18 protein-coding genes are annotated in these 19,561 nt (G+C 38.1%); all 18 read right to left on the reverse strand.

What is annotated here, in order from left to right:
* Nucleotides 1–87: 87 nt before the first annotated feature.
* Complete coding sequence (locus JFU50_RS25705) at nt 88–738, reverse strand: sensor histidine kinase (protein WP_201180841.1); 651 nt, start codon at nt 736–738, stop codon at nt 88–90.
* Between the two features lie 204 nt (nt 739–942).
* A complete protein-coding gene (locus tag JFU50_RS25710; RefSeq protein WP_201224733.1) occupies nt 943–2,448 on the reverse strand; it encodes a nitrate/nitrite transporter in 1,506 nt (501 codons plus the stop codon).
* 74 nt (nt 2,449–2,522) lie between these two features.
* Nucleotides 2,523–2,729 (reverse strand): hypothetical protein, encoded by a 207-nt coding sequence (locus JFU50_RS31110; protein WP_242489103.1) that lies wholly within the window; start codon nt 2,727–2,729, stop codon nt 2,523–2,525.
* A complete protein-coding gene (locus JFU50_RS25720) occupies nt 2,716–3,027 on the reverse strand; it encodes a hypothetical protein (protein WP_201224734.1) in 312 nt (103 codons plus the stop codon). The genes JFU50_RS31110 and JFU50_RS25720 overlap by 14 nt, the downstream gene beginning before the upstream one ends.
* A gap of 186 nt (nt 3,028–3,213) precedes the next feature.
* Nucleotides 3,214–3,741, reverse strand: a complete 528-nt coding sequence (locus JFU50_RS25725; protein ID WP_056527086.1) for a Rieske (2Fe-2S) protein — start codon at nt 3,739–3,741, stop codon at nt 3,214–3,216.
* A gap of 11 nt (nt 3,742–3,752) precedes the next feature.
* Nucleotides 3,753–4,313 (reverse strand): 4Fe-4S dicluster domain-containing protein, encoded by a 561-nt coding sequence (locus tag JFU50_RS25730; RefSeq protein WP_201180850.1) that lies wholly within the window; start codon nt 4,311–4,313, stop codon nt 3,753–3,755.
* Complete coding sequence (locus JFU50_RS25735; RefSeq protein WP_201224735.1) at nt 4,314–6,482, reverse strand: molybdopterin oxidoreductase family protein; 2,169 nt, start codon at nt 6,480–6,482, stop codon at nt 4,314–4,316.
* Nucleotides 6,469–7,551, reverse strand: coding sequence for a hypothetical protein (locus JFU50_RS25740; RefSeq protein ID WP_201224736.1), 1,083 nt, complete (start codon nt 7,549–7,551; stop codon nt 6,469–6,471). Before JFU50_RS25740 ends, JFU50_RS25735 begins: the two co-directional genes overlap by 14 nt.
* Nucleotides 7,552–7,875: 324 nt before the next feature.
* Nucleotides 7,876–8,871, reverse strand: coding sequence for a 5-oxoprolinase/urea amidolyase family protein (locus JFU50_RS25745; protein WP_201224737.1), 996 nt, complete (start codon nt 8,869–8,871; stop codon nt 7,876–7,878).
* Complete coding sequence (gene pxpB / locus JFU50_RS25750; protein WP_376111246.1) at nt 8,868–9,635, reverse strand: 5-oxoprolinase subunit PxpB; 768 nt, start codon at nt 9,633–9,635, stop codon at nt 8,868–8,870. Before pxpB ends, JFU50_RS25745 begins: the two co-directional genes overlap by 4 nt.
* 13 nt (nt 9,636–9,648) lie before the next feature.
* Complete coding sequence (locus JFU50_RS25755) at nt 9,649–10,440, reverse strand: putative hydro-lyase (protein WP_201224738.1); 792 nt, start codon at nt 10,438–10,440, stop codon at nt 9,649–9,651.
* A gap of 76 nt (nt 10,441–10,516) precedes the next feature.
* Nucleotides 10,517–11,656 carry an NRAMP family divalent metal transporter gene (locus JFU50_RS25760; protein WP_201183296.1) on the reverse strand — a complete coding sequence of 380 codons (1,140 nt, stop codon included), beginning with the start codon at nt 11,654–11,656 and terminating at the stop codon, nt 10,517–10,519.
* 117 nt (nt 11,657–11,773) lie between these two features.
* Nucleotides 11,774–12,535, reverse strand: coding sequence for a 5-oxoprolinase subunit PxpA (gene pxpA, locus JFU50_RS25765; protein ID WP_201180862.1), 762 nt, complete (start codon nt 12,533–12,535; stop codon nt 11,774–11,776).
* Nucleotides 12,536–13,071: 536 nt separating this feature from the next.
* Complete coding sequence (solA, locus tag JFU50_RS25770; protein ID WP_342366320.1) at nt 13,072–14,130, reverse strand: N-methyl-L-tryptophan oxidase; 1,059 nt, start codon at nt 14,128–14,130, stop codon at nt 13,072–13,074.
* A gap of 173 nt (nt 14,131–14,303) precedes the next feature.
* The gene (gene hutH / locus JFU50_RS25775) at nt 14,304–15,863 is read right to left on the reverse strand and encodes a histidine ammonia-lyase (RefSeq protein WP_207198832.1); all 1,560 of its coding nucleotides are present in this window, start codon (nt 15,861–15,863) and stop codon (nt 14,304–14,306) included.
* 93 nt (nt 15,864–15,956) lie between these two features.
* Nucleotides 15,957–17,342 (reverse strand): MFS transporter, encoded by a 1,386-nt coding sequence (locus tag JFU50_RS25780; RefSeq protein WP_201224739.1) that lies wholly within the window; start codon nt 17,340–17,342, stop codon nt 15,957–15,959.
* Nucleotides 17,343–17,859: 517 nt separating this feature from the next.
* Complete coding sequence (locus JFU50_RS25785; protein WP_162878834.1) at nt 17,860–18,006, reverse strand: hypothetical protein; 147 nt, start codon at nt 18,004–18,006, stop codon at nt 17,860–17,862.
* Nucleotides 18,007–18,078: 72 nt separating this feature from the next.
* Nucleotides 18,079–19,371 (reverse strand): Glu/Leu/Phe/Val family dehydrogenase, encoded by a 1,293-nt coding sequence (locus JFU50_RS25790; protein ID WP_201180865.1) that lies wholly within the window; start codon nt 19,369–19,371, stop codon nt 18,079–18,081.
* Nucleotides 19,372–19,561: the final 190 nt, after the last annotated feature.

The raw sequence follows: 19,561 nt of genomic DNA on the forward strand, positions 1-19,561 counted from the left end.
TAGCTTTGTTCGTATATGTATTGTTATAAATGAATTTGAAACAACAACGGGGATTGCTCAATTAGCAAACCCCCTGTTTAGTCCATTTTAATATAATGGAAGAGAAATCTCTATAGAAGTCCCTTTATCTATTTTTGAAAATATGGTACATTCTCCGCCAATCAAATGCATTCTTTCACTCATGGCTGCAAGCCCGCTCGACTTATTCATAGCCGTTTCCACCTCAAACCCTTTTCCTGAATCTTTAATCATAATCAATAACCTGCTTTTTTTCCATTTGAATATTATACTTGCCTTCATCGTATCAGCATACCTTGCTATATTCACTAATGCTTCCTGGCAGACTCTGAAAAGTGTAATGCTATCTCTATCAGAGATTTGCGATTCAACACCCAGATTCTCTACCTCAACTTCAATGCCATATGTTGAAGTGTATAATTTTATATAGCTTTTCATAGCAGAAATTAGCCCCAGAGTTGTAAGGGTAGGAGGATGCAATTCTACAGCCAAGAGCCTGATTTCTTGAATTGTCTTTTCCAATAGCTGGCTCATATCACCTGCATAGCTTTTCATGGCAGGCTGTTCGATTGCCTTTTCAATGAGCTGCATACCTGTAAAAAGACTGTAGAGGGACTGTCCCACGCCTTCATGAAGCTCCATTGCAATTCGTTTAATCTCTTCTTCATGAGTTTGAATAATATAAGAACTGATGTTTTTTTTGAGTGGCTGAGTATTCATTCCCACCCTCCTTAATCGTTTGTCGCAAATTATCGGGCAGGCCGACTAATACGAGACGTCCTCCCAAAAGTTACGCTTTCGGTCGAGCGATGTAAAAGCTGATGAAGAGTTTCTGTCCTTAGGGAAAGTTTGCACTAGTACTTCTTGTACGTCGAAAACTCCGCTTCAAAACTGGGATTCAATGATTTACTGCACATTGATTTTTTATGATTTTTTCATTTTATTACTTGAAATGTCACTAAACATCCCGGCATATTGAACAACATCCCCAGCATTATTCTTTATTGCACTAATTGTCAGCCATTGTAGATATTGTTGTCCATCCTTACGGCTATTCAAGATTTCACCTTGCCAGAAACCATTTTTTTCAATAGATTTCCATAAATCCTTATAAAAAGTTTGAGGCTGTTTACCTGACTTAAGTATACTAGGATTCTTTCCAATTACTTCATTTTCCTGATAGCCCGTAATACTTGTAAACGCAGGGTTTACTGAAATGATTTTACCACTGGTATCGGTGATCAAAATGCCTTCTATTGTATGGTCAATAACTTCTTTGGCAAGCTCCATTTTACCTTGGAAATACATCCAGACGACTAAAATCAAACTTGCAAGAGCAACTTCTGACAATGCCATGAACCCGATTGCATAATGGCCTGTGATATTGAATAACAAGGATAGAATTAACGGCGGGAAAAATCCTCCCAAACCGCCCATTGCGGACACAATTCCATTCACAATACCAGCCTGTTTTTGGAAATACATCGGCACTAGCTTAAAAATAACACCATTTCCCATTCCAGCACATAGAGCAATACTTAAACAGCCAAATGTGTACCAGCTAATTGAAGGAGCAAAGGATAGGATCATTGCTGAAATCGTATAAACTCCAAAAACAAACATGAGCAGAATAAGAGAATGGAAGCGGTCGGCAAGCCACCCGCCAATTGGTCTCATAAGAGTAGCAAGGACAATAAAGCCTGCTGTCCTTATACCGGCATCAACTTTATCTAATCCAAAGTTCGCTACAAGAAAGTTTGGCAGGTAAATAGTAAATGCAACAAAAGAACCGAATGTTATAAAGTAAAATAAGCTTAGCAGCCATAGTTTTTCATTTTTGTAGACACCCTTAATTTGTTCTAAAAGCGGTGTTTTAACTCTCAGTTCCCTTTTATCTCCTAATAGGAAGTTACCTGCAATAAAGACTGCCAAAATTACAAGGTAAAGCTGCACGGTTGTAGACCAGCCAAACTTCGTAGCTACAACAGGGGCTGCAAACGCTGATATAGCCGTTCCAAGGTTTCCTGCACCGTAAATTCCGTTTATAAAGCCATGGCGTTCCTTAGGATAATACTTTGGTAAAGAGGTTACTCCTACAGAGAATACGGCTCCCCCAATACCAAGAAAAAGCCCTCCAATCAACAAATCAGCAAGAGAGTCCGCGATACTGATATAATAAACAGGGAATAACAGCAATATAAAGCTAATCAGGAAAATTTTCCTAGCCCCGAACTGATTGGCGTAAAAGCCAAGGGGAATGCGAAGAATAGATCCTAAAATAACAGGAACAGCTGTTACCAGTGCAAGCTGACCATCCTGTATAGCGATATCTTCTTTAATAAAAGGCAGCAGGGAAGAAATTAATACCCACACCATAAATCCTACAACGAGATTTAAGGTTTGTAATGGAAGCTGAATTTTTCTAAACATCCTGACCACTCTCTCTTCTAATTATATATTGTAAACCCGAATTTTCATCAAAAGCTGACCACTCATTTTCATTTTTAGTCACATTGGATATCAATGGGACAGCCGAAAAAGTTAATGTCGTCAAAATAAATACGCAGATGTGTTTTGTCAGGACAAAGCTCCACCTTAACAATCGTTATAGAAACGAAAGGAGCTTTATCCTGGCCATGATCATCGAAGATGGCTACTCTTGCTTTTTCCGATACTAATGGTTGTATATCTTCTACATTAATTTGTTCCACAGGTATTGCACCCTCTCTTTGCCAGGTAAACATTCATCTGATAACCCTGCAAATATTTCCAGAATGTATCTTTTGCATAATTCTCGATAAATTCCATTGTTTCCTCTTCAGACTCCCATCTGCTCATTCCCTTTACTTCGGCAACTACAATATCAACCCCATCTATTGACTTTTCATCTAAATACCAGTTAAGACGGACATCTTTAAAAAGGTCTGAAAGGAGCTTATCGATTTCAGTAGCAAAATTTCCAGATGCTTCTTTTATAAAACAAAAATCAAGGTATGTTTCACTGTTCATTTGATTCACGCCTTTTCATTTTTCGTTTTTTTATAAGTAAATAACGCTAAGGGAAACACCACAATGTTTAATCCCCCAAATATTAATACATTTACATAATTTTCATAATAATATTGGTGAACCATAAATTGGGTAAATACAATATTCATCATAAAGAAGGCACAAAGCAGCGCGACACCAATAAACTTAAGCCTCATAACGCTTCACCCTTACTGCGTATACCGCGCCATTTTCAACTTTCACCTGAATCTCAGGCAGCGGCCTTCTTGGCGGACCGGCAGTTGGAGCACCTGTTTCAACATCAAATTTTCCATGATGACAAGGACAAATCATCTCTCCTTCTTCCTTCACCCAGAAAACCGGACAGCGAAGATGTGTGCATGCATTTTGGTAAGCTACGTATTTCTTTTCTGACAATCTGATCAAAAGAGCATCATCATGATCACCTGGAAATTTAAACTCTAATGCGTCACCAATTGCAAGTTTGCTTACATCTGTGATTTTTTTGTGAGGATACTCCTTTTCCCCAAGCCCCAGCAATTCTTTAGCCGCTACCGCCCCCCAAGGAAGGGAGGAAATTGCGAATACGCCAGCAGCCCCCACTAATGTTTTCATGAACCCACGTCTGTCAAGCTTTCTTTCATTATTCCGTTCAATATTATGAGTGTAATTATCTTCATTAAAGGGAATTTTATTATTTTTATCTGACGGCACCTTAATCCCTCCTAAAATAGCTTTGTTATCCCCTGTAAAATACCAGGCAAATTTACTTTAACGTTCGTTTCACCTTCAAGATACGGTATGCTAGTCACCCATTTTCCATTATCTAGATTAAATTGTTTTTTCTTATTTTCAATTTCTTCATCTGTTAGCCATTGAAGTGTATTAGACGGGCAAACACTTGCACACATTGGCGGGATACTGTCTTTTGTCCGGTCGATACATAAATCGCATTTGTACATTAAGTTTTGTTCAGTATCAAATTTTGGTATTCCGTATGGACAAGCAATCGTACAGTTTTGGCAGCCGATACATTTTTCAACGAGAGCTGATAATACGGCCCCTGTTTCATGGATTTGGATTGCCTGGGCTGGACAGCTTCTTGCACAGGCTGGATTCACACAATGAAGGCACATAAGAGGCATGGTTTGCCGATTAACCATAGGGTTTACATCGTAAACGTAGTTTCTGTTCCGCTCTTCATGCCCTCCGCATTGTGTACATGCTGCAAGGCATGAACGGCATCCTATACAGTTTTCAAGTTCTAAGTACAGCCTCTTTTCCATTTATTGCACCTTCTTTATTTCTACTTTTTCCAATTGAGCAGCACATGCCTTATATTCCGGCATACGGGAAATCGGATCCAGTGCTGCAATGGTTAATAGATTGATAGATTGCTCGTGACCAAAGTGGTACGGAACAAATACAGTATCTTTACGAATTGCTTCTGTAATTTTCACTTTATAGATTGCCTCACCTCTTCGGGTAAATAGGCGGATTCTTTCTTCATGTTCCATATTGTATATTTTTGCTGTTTCCGGATGTACTTCGACGTATGGCTCCGGACACATATCACGCAGGAACTGGATTCTTCTCGTCTGGTTCCCTGATAAGTAGTGGTAAACGACACGTCCAGTTGTTAAACGAAGCGGATATTTTTCATCTGGCTCTTCAGCAGGGGGGCGGTAAGGAAGCGCACAAATTTTCGCTTTGCCGTCTGCGTGATAGAATTTTTTATCCAGGAACATATGCGGCGTTCCCTTATCATTTTCATCCTTGCAAGGCCAAAATACACCGTCCTGTTTGTCGATTTTATCCCATGTAGCTCCATAATAATCAGCATATCCGCCTTTACTAGCCAGTCTGAATTCATCAGCTATATCTTTTGCTGTTTTCAAATTTGAAAAATATTTTCCTCTTCCGAGACGTTCTGCAAGCTCTACTTGTATTTGCCAATCGGGCTTAGATTCACCGATTGGTTCTTGTGCCTTATTTATCTTAATAATTCTTCCTTCCAGGTTTGTAACTGTCCCTTCATCTTCTGACCACGTTACAGACGGCAGGATCACATCCGCAAACTCTGCTGATTCAGAAAGATAGAAATCCGAACACAACATAAAATCCAGGTTTTTCATCGCGCTTCTGACGAAATTTAAATTCGGCGCGGATACTGCAGGATTAGAACATAGCAGATACAATCCGCGGATCGTTTTTTGTTCCATTAGTTCAAACATTTCATAAGCAGAAACACCCGGATGAGGCATTTCTTCCGGAGTGATTTTCCATACTTTACAAACTTCTTCTACATGTTTAGGATTTGTAATTTTTCGATATCCTGGCAATAAATCCGCTTTCTGACCATGCTCTCGTCCACCCTGTCCGTTTCCTTGACCTGTGAATGTTGCTACACCAGACTTCAGACGGCCAATCTTACCCGTTACAAGCGCCATGTTTGTATATCCAGATACATTGTCAACACCCTTATGCTGCTGTTCAATTCCACGGGCAAACATGACAACTGCATTCGGTGCTTTTCCATAAATCTCTGCTGCGCGAATGATTTTTTCCGGTGCCACACCTGTAAGCTCACTCGTATATTCCGGTGTAAATTCTTTTACAAGCTCTTTTGTTTCTTCAAATCCGTTTGTATGATTATTAATAAACTCTTTGTCAGCATAACCCTTTTGAATTAATAAATTTAAGATTCCATTAGCAAGGGCAAGATCCGTTCCCGGTTTCAGGTCAAGGTGCACATCTGCTCTTCTCGCAATTGGCGTTTCGCGGGGATCCACCACGATAATGTATCCGCCTCTTTCTTGAACGTTCCAGACTCGGAACATAGAAGTTGGATGACATTCTGCTGTATTACTTCCTGCAATAAATAAGCAATCCGTTTCATGAATATCTGTCCAGGGTAATGTTGAACCTCTATCTATGCCGAAAGAACGAAGGAATCCCCCGGCCGCACTAGACATACAGAAACGGCCATTATAGTCAATGTAGCGCGTTCCAAGAGCCACACGTGCAAATTTCCCTGTTAAATAGCATTTTTCATTTGTCATTGATACGCCGCTGAAAACGGATAATGAATCTTTTCCATATTTATTTTGAAGCTCACTGAACTTTTTCACGATTAAATCATATGCTTCATTCCAACTTGCTTCACGAAAGCCTTCCTTTGTTCCCTTTAATGATGCATCATCACGAATAAGCGGTTTTAAAATACGATCATCATGGTTCGTCTGCTGGTAAGCTGTAACCCCTTTTGGACACATTTTCCCAACCGTTACAGGCCAGTCATAACGTGGTTCAACCCCAATGATTTTATTTGTCGCTCTATTTACCCTTAAATTCATTCCGCACTGCATTCCACAATATGCACAATGCGTTTTGACCAATGTTTCATTCGGGTGTATCACATTCTCTACTTCTTTAAAAAACTTATCCCTTTGCATTCTGGTTTGCCTCCTTAACTTTTAGCTCATGGATAGGGAAACCGGAAAATTGAGCAATCCGGTATTTTCTTCGGCAAGGTAGGCACATTTCAGCGAGATGATGGCCTTCCTTCGTTTGAAATTCGATATCGTTCACGCCGAGAACCTCTACGACATCTTTTGATTGTTCTGTTGAAACAAACTCATCACCACACACTTTGCATCCTTTCATGGATTGTTCCGCATAATGCTCTCTGTAGTTTCTTGCAAATACACTCATTGGGCGGAATGGTATGTGAGCAAGTTTTCCGAACGGAAGATAAATCAATGTAATAATGACTGACCACTGGTGAATCAGGGACATAGCTGGCTGACCTGCACCGTGCAAAGAGATGTTCATAAACGTTAGTGACAAGCCTGTAATGCTAACTAATAACAGCATATATAATGGAAGAAAGTCATACATGAATTTTTGTTCTGCTCTTGCCTGCATATTTTTCAAACGGCGGTATAGAGCCATGCATACTCCGGCGATAACCATCACAGCTGTAATGTTCAGAGCGTTATATGATAAGTTCGCAATGATCCCATTAGCTGGTACTGTTATTACCCGGATCCCCATTGCGATAATGTTGTAGTAGCCATTTTCGTCCATGGTGAAGTACATCCATCCAAATACTAGAGGAAATGTCACGAAGCAGGAAAGAATACATCCCCATCCGATTAGAATGTGCTGAGTCCATCGGTAAATTCCCCTATTCCAGATGAAATTGTATGTTGCTAAATGTTCAACTGATGTTTTAGGCGTTGATTTTCTAAATAGAAGTTTGATGCCTTTTTTTATAAAAATCTTTGTTGGCGGCCTTTCTCCCCATGCGATATACCTGTAAAAGACCCCCCCAATAAAAATAATCGTCCCCACCATATAGCCATAAAGGTTTAAATCTACGTGTGTAAACATTCTTGTGCCAAAAAACGATAAGGTTACAAGTCCGCAAACTGCTAGAAACATAGACTTAGCAAAATGTGATGCAAATGCATTATCAATTGATTTTCCTGTTTTTTGATTTGCTGCGACTTTTGCCTGCATTACTATTCCTCCTCATTCAAACAATTACCATACCCTTATTGTAAGAGGTGCCCCGATTTTTCCATATCGGGGAACTTCCCCATCCTAAGGGGAAAATTCCCCTATCTTTGAAAATAAAAAAACAGCTCTGATGTGCAGAACTGCCTGTACTTTATTTCAAACCTCCTATTTTCCAGTTTTTTTGTAATTTATATTATATAGGAGGAAATACAGATGGAATTTTTTCTTGATGTTAGGCTGTTTTCGGAGAATAAACAAAAAAAAGAAAGTGCCCTTTTAATAAGAGTACTCTCTTCCTTTTTGCTACTTCTTGATGTGAAATAACTATATAATATGCTGTTTTTTTAGAGCTAATGAAATTGAAACCTTTAATACATTTAATTGTTGTTCTTTTTGAAGGAAAAGCTGCTCAGCTTCTTTTAAGGATACTCGTGAAAATTGAATAGCTTCCCCTGGTTTGACCTGAGCAATTAATGGTAAATCTGCAGTTATCACTTGAGCTATCTTAGGATACCCTCCCGTTGTTTGGCTATCCGCAAGAAGAATGATAGGGTTTCCATCAGGAGGAACTTGAACAGACCCGTTAATTACTGCTTCAGACAATAGCTCACGTTTTTCTTGTAACTCCAGCAAAGGGCCTGATATTCTATAGCCCATACGATCAGATTGGTTTGAAACTTTAAACAAATTCTCTGTAAAACTAACTTTACTAGAGGCCGTAAAATAATCGTACTGGCTTCCATCTATGAAACGAATAACTGGCATGCGACTTGGCATAAACTCCTTTTCATTGACAAACCACTTTGGAGCGGTAAACGCTTCCTTAAACTTCCGGTTATCTAGAATAGTAGAAGTTTCATTAAAATCCACAACATCATCTACTTTTAATGCTCTTCCATTATAGCCGCCAATTTCCCCTCTTAAATATGTACTTTTACTATTCATAACTGTAGAAATAGCGTATCCTCCCGCTACAGACAAATAAGCCCTACAACCTGATTTACATCCAGCGAATCGAAGAATCGTGCCTTTTTTTACATAAACAGGCTTCCACATTGGAACAGCTTGACTGTCAATAGTAGGTGATAAATTTCCACCTGTTATCGCGATCAAGCAATTTTTTTCTATTTTAAGAGTCGGACCCATTAACGTAATTTCCAGGGCCGCTTCACCTTCTTTATTGCCAACTAACATATTGGCAATTCGTAGGGAATATGCATCCATTGCCCCGCTTACAATCACTCCATGTTGCTGAAATCCTTTTCTTCCAAGATCCTGAATACTAGTTAATAATCCCGGCTTGATTACACGCAGGCTCACTGTAACCCCTCCTTTAGAATAATTTCTTTATACTCTTGATTAGAAATTGGATGGAATTTCACAATGTCTCCTGCTTGTAATAAACTTGGAGGATTTACATTTGGTAAAAATAGTTTGGTTGGCGTTTGTCCAATTAATTGCCACCCTCCAGGTGTTGATATAGGATATACACCCGTTTGCATACCTGCAATTCCAACTGCCCCTGTTGGTATGGTCATTCTTGGAGAAGATCGTCTAGGCGTTGAAATTTTTTCTGATAGTCCACCGAGAAATGGAAAACCTGGTGCAAATCCAATCATATAGGCTAGGTACTCACCGTTTGAATGAATATGGATGACTTCATCAGTAGATAAATTATTATAACGAGCTACATATTCTAAATCCGGGCCATATTCATCCCCATAACATACAGGAATAGAAACTGTTCGATGTGTCAGCTTTTTATCTTCTTTTAACCACTGTAGTTTCCTTTCCAGGATAGAACGAACCACTTCATATGGAGAAATTAATTCATCGTTATTGCTTTGTTTTTGTTTCTTATAGATAACTAGAGGATCATAAAAAACTGTCAAATTTGTAAAAGCCGGCACACATTCTATATATCCAACAAAAGGTTCATCTTCAAGCAAATCCATAAACATTTTAATTTTTTTGTGAATGTCGTATTTAATTTCATTCCCAAATGTAATCACGATTGCAGAATCGCCTAAGGGAGACAGTACGCATGTAGTATTATTCAAAAGCTTTTCCGGCATAGAACTCATCTCTTTCTGTTAGTTATAAAACGCCTAATTTTTCATCACGAATATCCGTTATAAACATATGTCCTGGTGCATGCGTAATCATAATCGCCGGTTTTGTTTCCATTGCGATAGATTGAGGCGTTACTCCACAAGCCCAGAAGACTGGCACTTCTCCTTCACGAATCGTTACTGCATCACCAAAATCAGGCTGCTGTATGTTAGAAACACCAATCACCCCCGGATCTCCAATATGGATTGGACCACCATGAACAGCAGGAAAACGCGATGTAACTTGAGCCGCTCGCACCACATCTTGCTGAGGAATCGGACGCATGCTTGCTACCATTTCCCCGTGAAATATCCCTGCTTCAATACATGAAATATTCGTTTTATACATCGGTACATTACAGTCCTCTTCAATATGACGAATGGAAATATCATTGTTTAAAAGGGCATGTTCAAATGTAAAGCTGCAACCGATTAAAAATCCAACCATATCATCTTCCCAATAATCTGAAATATCCGTTACTTCTTCCACTAATTCACCATATTTATATATCCGGTATTTTGGAATATCTGTACGTATATCACCAGACTGAGCAGCAAATTTAGGAATAGGAGAACCAATTTCTGTTACGTCTAGAAGTGGACAAGACTTAGGATTACGCTGACAAAATAATAAAAAATCAAAAGCATGCTCTTTTTTTAAGATGGCTAAGTTTGCTTGTGCATAGCCGTTTGCCATTCCAGCAGTCGGTTTAATCAATTCATTGTTGCGGATCATTGCGCGCAATTCAGCCGGGGTTGCTTGCGAAAGATTAATCATATTATACATCTCCTATAAGTAACTAGCAGTTTTTCACAAACTGCTAGTCGTAATAATTAGATTGAATCTATAGTTATTAAAATAGTGATGGTAGTTGAGAAATTAATGTATATCCACCCATTAACGCCATAACAATTACCACAAATACACCTGATATCGTTAACCATAAAGGATGTTTATAATCACCCACAATATTCTTCTTATATGCCGCAATTAAAAGTGTACCAAGTGCAATTGGTAAAATCAGACCATTAATTGCCCCCACTACAAGTAGTACTTTAACTGGTTGGCCAATTAACAAAAAGCAAATTGTTGAAACGACTATAAAGGCAATAATAATCCAGTTCGCCTTTTTATTTATTTTTTCACTGAATGTTCTGATAAACGAAACAGAAGTATATGCAGCACCAACTACTGATGTGATTGCTGCAGCCCACATAACAACACCAAAGATTTTATAACCAACATTTCCAGCAGCAAGTTGAAAAACGGATGCTGCAGGGTTTTCAGAATCAATTTGCAAGCCTTTAGATACAACACCTAGAACTGCTAAAAATAAAGCAATTCGCATAACTGTTGTTATTAAAATACCCATTACTGAACTCTTTGTGACTTCTGGCAGTGCTCCGACACCTTTCACGCCTGCATCCAATAGACGATGCCCACCAGCAAATGTAATATACCCACCTACAGATCCTCCAACTAAAGTAACAATTGCGATAATATCAATCTTATCGGGTACAAATGTCCTTACTACTGCTTCACCAACTGGAGGGGATGTTGTCCAAGCAACGTACACCATCAAACAGATCATGAACACGCCGGCAATTTGTGTAAAACGGTCCATCGCTTTACCTGCTTCTTTTACAACAAAAATTAATATTGCAATGACGGCACTAATTGCCGCCCCAACAGTTGGGGAAATTCCAGTCATCGCATTTAGACCAAGTCCAGCTCCTGCGATGTTCCCTATATTAAATGCTAGCCCCCCCATAACTATGAGTGCCGCTAGAACATAACCTAGTCCTGGAAGAACCATGTTTGCAATCTCTTGTCCTCGTTTTTCAGATACAGCAATAATGCGCCATACATTTGTTTGTGCAAAAATATCAAGAATAACTGAAATAAGAATAACAAACCCAAAACTTGCTGCAAGACTTTGGGTATATACAGTTGTCTGCATTAAAAAACCTGGTCCTATGGCTGATGTTGCCATAAGAAATGCCGCACCTAGCAATAATGTCCGGTTAGTTTTTGGCTTAGAATGATTTTTTTCTGGTCAGTTGTTGTATTTTTGATTGGCTCCAATGGAATCTACCCCCTAGATATGATTTTATATAGAAATAGACTTAACTGTAATTTCAGATATTTCTAAGGATTTTTTTACATGACGAGCAAAGGTTAAAGCATGTTCTCCGTCCCCATGAATACAAATTGTATCTGCCTTTAAAGTCACATCAGTTCCTTGCTGTGACAAAACCTTTCCTTCTTTAACCATTCGAATAACTTGTGCAACAGCATCATCATCATTTTCTATCAATGCATACTTTTCCATTCGAGAAGTCAATGAACCATCCTGCTGATAAGTTCGATCCGCGAACACTTCACTAGCAGTTTGTAATCCAATGGTCTGTCCAGCACTTATTAGTTCACTTCCCGACAAGCCAAATAAAATGAGCTCAGGATTAATTTTGTATACAGCTTCAGCAATGGCAAGAGACAACTCTTTATTCTTTGCCGCCATATTGTACAAAGCACCATGTGGTTTAACATGTTGCATACTCCCGCCCTCTGATTGCAAGAAGCCATTTAATGCACCAATTTGATATACAACAATATCATAAGCTTCCTGTGGAGAAATATTAATATTGCGTCGGCCAAAACCTATTAAATCTTGTAATCCAGGGTGGGCACCAATTTTGACATCTTTCTCTAAAGCAAGTTGAACCGTTTTTCTCATAACGGTCGGATCACCAGCATGAAAGCCACAAGCAACATTGACAGATGTTACATAATCCAAAATCTCTTCATCATTCCCAATTCGATATGTGCCAAAACTCTCTCCTAAATCACAATTCAAATCAACTGTATTCATTGAACACTCCTCCTATTTACAGAAATTTCGAAAATTAAAACTTATAAATATGTAGAAAATCTGTATTTCACTTTCATTCAATTTCACAAATCCCGAAATTCGGAATTAGTGTTTCATATTTCGGAATATTCTCATTCTAGCATGTTTTTATTATTTCGACAATATAATTTGTTAGCTAACCTAACATATGTTTTTGTATTTTTTATTAACCTTGAATATATTGATATATTCTTCAATTGATACAGAAGATTATTCTATATAGATTAAAGTAAAAAAATAATCTATAGGTGTAATAACAATTAACCAGTAAAAACAAATGCTAAGGCATTTTCCAATAAAAAAAGCCGTTTTTTCCTTAGATAAGGAATCAACGACTTGGATTTTCATTCTATATGTAGGTTCATGTTAAACTTGCGACTTTGTATTTTCATCCCGATAGCAAAATATTTTTTTCAAGTCTTCTCATTTTTAATTAAATCGATTTATAGAAAATACTGAGATATCATTCTCACTCTTACCTGAAATAATTAGGTCACTTAAAATCTCTCCAATAACACTACTGAATTTAAACCCGTGCCCAGAGAAACCTGCTTCGCAATAGCAATGTGTGGATAATTAGGATGGGTATCCACTATAAAGTTCTCATCAGGGGTCATTGTATAGATGCAGTTTTTCCCATATTTTATTTTTTGACCGGTAGGCATAAATTGTTGTAGGAACTGTACCAAATCTCCCTCATCTTCATCCAATTCACCAAACCCTGCTATAGAATCATCAGGATTAATGTAATTTCCCCCATCATGTCTCCCTAATTTTAAACCACTGTCATTTATACTTGGAAAGCCATAGTATGTACCTACAGATGTATCAAAAGTGAAGGCCGGAAAGTTTTTGTAATTATATAATTCATTTGCTTCAAACCATGCAAATGTTTTTCTGATAGGGGCTAGAGGAACATTTAAGTCTAACATCGCTAAAAGTTTTGGTGACCATGCTCCCGCTGCAACAACTAATGCTTCTGCGTAGAAAGTCTGTTCATCAGTTTTAATCGTGACCCCATTTCTATGAACACATATCTTCCTTACTTGGCTATTCACAATGATGTTAGCACCATGTGACTCCGCAAGTTGTTGATACGCTCGAATACACTCTTCACTTTTTAACACACCCGAAGTCGATTCAAAGCAACCAATATAATCTTCTGGTAGTGAAATACCTGGCCATCTTTTATGGATTTGATTTGAATCTAGGATTTCTAAAGGTAAATTAAATTTATTTGAACTTGCGATTACTTGCTTAATAAATGTGGATTTTTGACTGCCTGCATTCAGTACACCTGTTGGAAGAAATAACTGTTTATCCGTAAGTTTTTCTAAGTCATTCCATAATTTTTGAGATTTAAGTGCCAAAGAAACATACTCTTCCCCTTCACCATAAGCATGTCTTATAATTCTTGTTTCTCCATGATGACTGCCCTTATTATGAGGAGGAACAAAAGAGTCTAATAATAATACCTTTTGTCCATTTTTAGATAGGAAATATCCTGCAGACATTCCCATAGATCCAGCTCCTATTACAATTACATCATAATGCATTTTTTCTTTACTCCTCCTATATTAGGTGATTAAGCCTTTTAGATAGTATAGTTGGGAAAAAACTATGCTTTCTGCTATAAGCGTGATGATAATAAATTCCTAACTTGATGAAAGATAAAAAAGGAAGCCGCTTTACTTAGATTGGTTAGAGTAAAACAGCTTCCACTATAGTTTTAGAACTCAATTTCACCAACCGCCATTTCGACTAGTTTGACTATTTCTCCTTCGTGAATTTGCTCATAAACGGTTTCGATATCAGGATAAAAAAATCGATCTTCTTTTACCATTGGGACTTGGTCGCGTATTAAATGGTACACACTTTCCGTAATCGGCGACGGTTTCAAGGGGTGATGAAAATCCATTGCTTGCGTGGCCGTCATAAGCTCAATGGCTAAAATATATTCAAGTTTCTTTGAAATCTGATATGCTTTCTTCGAAGCATAATAGGCAAAACTTATCAAGTCTTCTTGGTTAGCGCATGTTGGGACATTATCTACGGTTGCAGGATGTGAAAGAACTCTAATCTCATTCAATAGTCCCGCAGCTGTATATTGTGGAATCATGTAGCCGCTATTTAACCCTGGATTAACTACTAAGAAATTAGGAAGTTCACTAAGGTGATGGTTTACTAGACGATCAATTCTTCGTTCGGTAATTTTCGCTAAATTCGCTAAGGCAATGCACATCGTATCCGCGTAGATTCCTACGTAGGAACCATCAAAATTTCCACCCATGAGTGCAATTCCATCTTCCTCTTCCGGAAATATAATTGGATTGTCACTTGCAGAGTTCATCTCATTCTCAATAGTAACCGCAGCGTCCTTCAATACTCTCTTTATGGCACCATGAACTTGTGGAATACATCGTATGCTAAGCGCATCTTGTAATCTATGTTCCTTGTATGTATCAATGATTTGGCTGCCCTCAAGTATTCTTGTTACATTTCTGGCTGTCTTAGCCTGTTCCTCATGTTTCTTTACGGTGTGGGAACGAGGATCAAATGCTTTAATTGTACCTTTTAGCACTTCTAAGGACATAGCCCCTGTAATGTCAGCAGTTTTCGCTGCTTGCATGCTATTGTATAAGGCCAAGATAGCCATCGCTGTGACAGAAGTAGTTCCACTTGTAAGTGCCAATCCTTCTTTAGCACCCAACGTAACAGGTGCTAATCCAGCTTTCTCTAACGCTTCTATTCCAGGGATGAGCTCATCTTTATACCATGCCTTCCCCTCTCCAATCACTACTAAGGCCATGTGAGCTTCAGGAGAAAGATATCCCACTGACCCATCACCTGGAACAAACGGAATAATATCGTGATTTAAAAGTGAAGAAATTAGATTTAATACTTTTAATCTGACTCCTGAAAAACCTTGACCTAAATTCACAAGAATCATCAATTGAATGGCTCTCACTACTTCTCTTTCTAGAGGCGGTCCAACAGAAACTGCATGAGAACGAATAATATTTCGTTGAAGAGTTTCTGCATCTTCAGAAGAAATTATCTCTGTCATATTACTGCCAAATCCTGTTGTTACACCATAAATCAATCGATTTTCATCTAAAAACTTGTCTATTAGGCTACGGGATTTATCCACCCTATCACAATATGTTTGAGTAAAGGAAACGATCGCCCCATATCTAGCAACCGCAATCACTTCTTGGATTGAGATAGCACCATCCCCAAGTACAACCTCTTTAATATCTTTAGGGCGTATACAATTTATTGTTGTCATGATTCAAAACTCCTCTCCTTTCGAAAATATATTCAAGATTAAACAAGGAGACGATAGTAACGCTTTTTCTCAATTATTTACTAGAAAATAATCTTATGTTATTTTCTTATTTTCGGTAAAGAGAATATTAGTTCCCTTCGGAGAGTTACCCGCTTCAAGCAAAGGGTCACTTGCTTCATGTAAGGAAAGATTCTTCGTTTCAGGTGCCCAGGCAATCGATACAATCAAACCGATTAGCAGAACTACAGCCATACCAATCATTGAAGTACCCAATCCAAATGAATTTAGACTAATAGGCAGCAGAAATGTTCCAATTGCAGAACCAATCCGACTAATTGCTGTTACCATACCTATTCCAGATCCACGAATCTCAGTTGGAAAAAGCTCTGCTGGGTATACTAATGTAAGGTTTGATGCTGCTGACATGAAAAAAGTAAAGATCAAGAAGGCTATCAACATTAAGAACTGAGAACCATTGTGTAAGAAGTTGAGTGAAAACAATGAAACAGTAAGGATTGTAAAAGCCCCGATGGTAAATCCTCTACGTGAAAATTTCGCAAGCAACCAAAAACCAACAATTGCCCCAACAAGCAAGAATAGATTTAACATTGTATCGGCAAAAAAGTTTTGTTCAAAACCCATTGTACTTAGTATGGACGGTAGAAAGGTGTAGATTGCAAAGTACGGAATAACAAGAGTTAATTTGAATATTCCACCAAAAGCCAAACGCTTACGAAGCTTTTTACTGAAAAGCCCACGAAATCCTAGAGTCTTTTGATTTTCAGCACTAGTAGTCGTTTCTCCCATTTCAACGTTCGATCCAAGGTGTTTCTTTACAATCTGGCGAGCTTCTTCGACACGCCCCATGCTGACAAGCCATCTTGGTGATTCAGGCGTTCCTATCCGTAAGATTAAAACCACAATAGCGGGAATAGCAGCACTAACAAGCATCCAACGCCATGAGTCTGAACCAACCTGTCCCAAGTAATGACCCACAAAGTTTGATGCTACATATCCAAGCGTCCATACTACGTTTATAGACGCGAGGAGCGAGGAGCGATACTTTTTTGGTGAAAACTCGGCGAGTAAAGTCGTACCGACAGCGTAATCTCCTCCAAGTCCAAAACCAATTAGTAACCGTAAAATCAAAAGCTCTTCTGGACTACTAACAAAAAATTGTAAAATAGTAGCAATCGTGATAAGTAAAAAGTTTACGAGAAAGATTTTCTGTCTGCCTATACGATCAGAAAGCCTTCCAAGTACCAAAGCTCCCGCAAAAAGACCGACTAATGCAGAACTTCCGATCAATCCCGTCCACATTGCATTTAGCTCCAATTGAGGACCAAGTACTGTCAGAGCCATCGCGATGATTCCAAGTGAATAACCATCACAGAAGCTTGATCCAAAAGTAAGGCCAGCAATACGAAAATGAAACTTTTTAAATGGTGCATCGTCAATCGTGAATTTTTGTTCGCTCAAAGAATCCCCTCCATTTTTAGATTTTTCAGATATATCAACTTAAAAAAATACTTTACAATGAAATATCAGTTAGGACATATTCCAACAAAATCACTAAATTTTCCGGCCTCCGCAACAACTAATTCAAAATGAATAATCTATATACAAAATGCCAACTCCAGCATGCTGTACTATACATTCATTATTTCACCATTTGTTATCGCTTTGATATATTTTTACCTCCTAGCTATGAACCTAATTTTATTATGAAAATCTCACAAAAAATATTATAAATTAATGATTATCTTATTATTTATATTATAATATTATATTTCTATTGTATTTTTATTAAAAAACACAAAACATTTATAAATATAAACACTTATAACGAAAATTCCGCTAGTATTATCTCTTTTGTGCCAAACTAATGTAACTCAAGTATTATAGATTTCATCATTTTGCAAATACTTTCAACTATCCTCAATTTTCTATTAAAGAGTCTTCTACCAAATCACCTATGGAACCGAAACTATCATGATTAAGCTAAACAATAATCATTGAAATAAATGACTTCACTAAGGATTTTACACCCTTGTATTCTCTCGAATTTTGCCCGTGCTTCCTTTTCAGTGTCATACTCAAACATTTTTATACTGTTCTTCGCATGGACAGTGATTATCCACATAAAAATTCCCTCCCCTTAGAAGATTTTATTTTAAACCCCTTATTTTCCTATTTAAATAGAGATTTTCACATTTTATACCCAGCCACGGAAAGACGAAGCTTCAGCCGACTTTTTAATTCCAACCATATAGGCGGCTAAACGCATATCCACTTTATAAACCTGTGCGTTTTGATATATATTTTCAAAAGAATCAATCATTACTTTACGCAGTTTTTCAACAACCTCTTCCTCTGACCAATAATACCCTTGATTATTTTGAACCCATTCGAAGTAAGAAACAGTTACCCCACCGGCACTTGCCAATATATCCGGAACAAGGAGGACTCCTCTTTCATCCAATATTTTGGTTGCTTCGAGGGTTGTTGGCCCATTTGCTGCCTCCACCACAATCGATGCCTTAATACGATGGGCATTTTGTGCTGTAATCTGGTTTGAAATAGCTGCCGGTACAAGAATGTCACATTCTTTTTCAAGTAATTCTTGATTCGTAATAACATTGGTAAATAAGTTCGTTACTGTTCCAAAACTATCACGTCGATCAATCAAATAATCAATATCAAGTCCTTTTGGATCATAAAGAGCACCATTTGCATCAGAAATGCCGATCACCATAGCTCCTGCATTATGCATAAATTTTGCCAGAAAGCTCCCTGCATTCCCAAAGCCTTGAATAATGATGCGTGCACCATGTAAGTCAATGCCTTTTTTCTTTCCCGCTTCTTCAATGCAAATAGTTACGCCACGTGCAGTAGCCGTTTCACGACCTTGTGACCCTCCTAATACAATCGGTTTTCCTGTTATAAATCCAGGAGAATCGAATTCTCGAAGGCGGCTGTACTCATCCATCATCCACGCCATTATTTGAGAATTCGTATACATATCAGGTGCTGGTATATCTTTTGTAGGGCCAACAATTTGGCTAATAGCACGAACATATCCACGACTTAATCTCTCAAGTTCTCCAAACGACATTACCCTTGGGTCGCAAATAATACCACCTTTTCCCCCGCCGTAAGGAAGATCAGTAATGCCGCACTTTAAACTCATCCAAATGGATAATGCTTTTACCTCATTTTCATTTACTTCTGGATGGAAGCGAACGCCTCCTTTCGTAGGTCCTACAGCATCATTATGTTGAGAACGGTAGCCGGTGAAAACTTTAACAGAACCATCGTCCATTTTGACAGGTATACGAACTGTCAGCATTCGAAGAGGCTCTTTTAATAATTCAAATAATTCGTTTGAGTAACCTAGTTTATTCAGCGCCTCTTTGATGACCGTTTGTGTTGAAAGAAATAAATCGAGTGATTCATTTTCCTTTTTCTGTTCCTCGGATAAGCTCTCCGAAGTCTTTATAATTGACATGATATCCACCCCATTATTAGTAATTAAATTTATCCCTCGTTGTCTTTTCTATTGCAGTGGAGGATTAAACCTATTTAGAAAAACAATTTTGAGACGCATCATACAAATAGAACATTTGCTTTGTGTCTCGTACTAATCCATGAAGCGGAAATCAAGAGAAAGGATGTGTATAGGATTATCAAAAAAGAAA

Origin of the sequence: Peribacillus sp. TH14 (assembly GCF_016651145.1) — a bacterium.
Taxonomy (GTDB): Bacteria; Bacillota; Bacilli; order Bacillales; family DSM-1321; genus Peribacillus; species Peribacillus butanolivorans.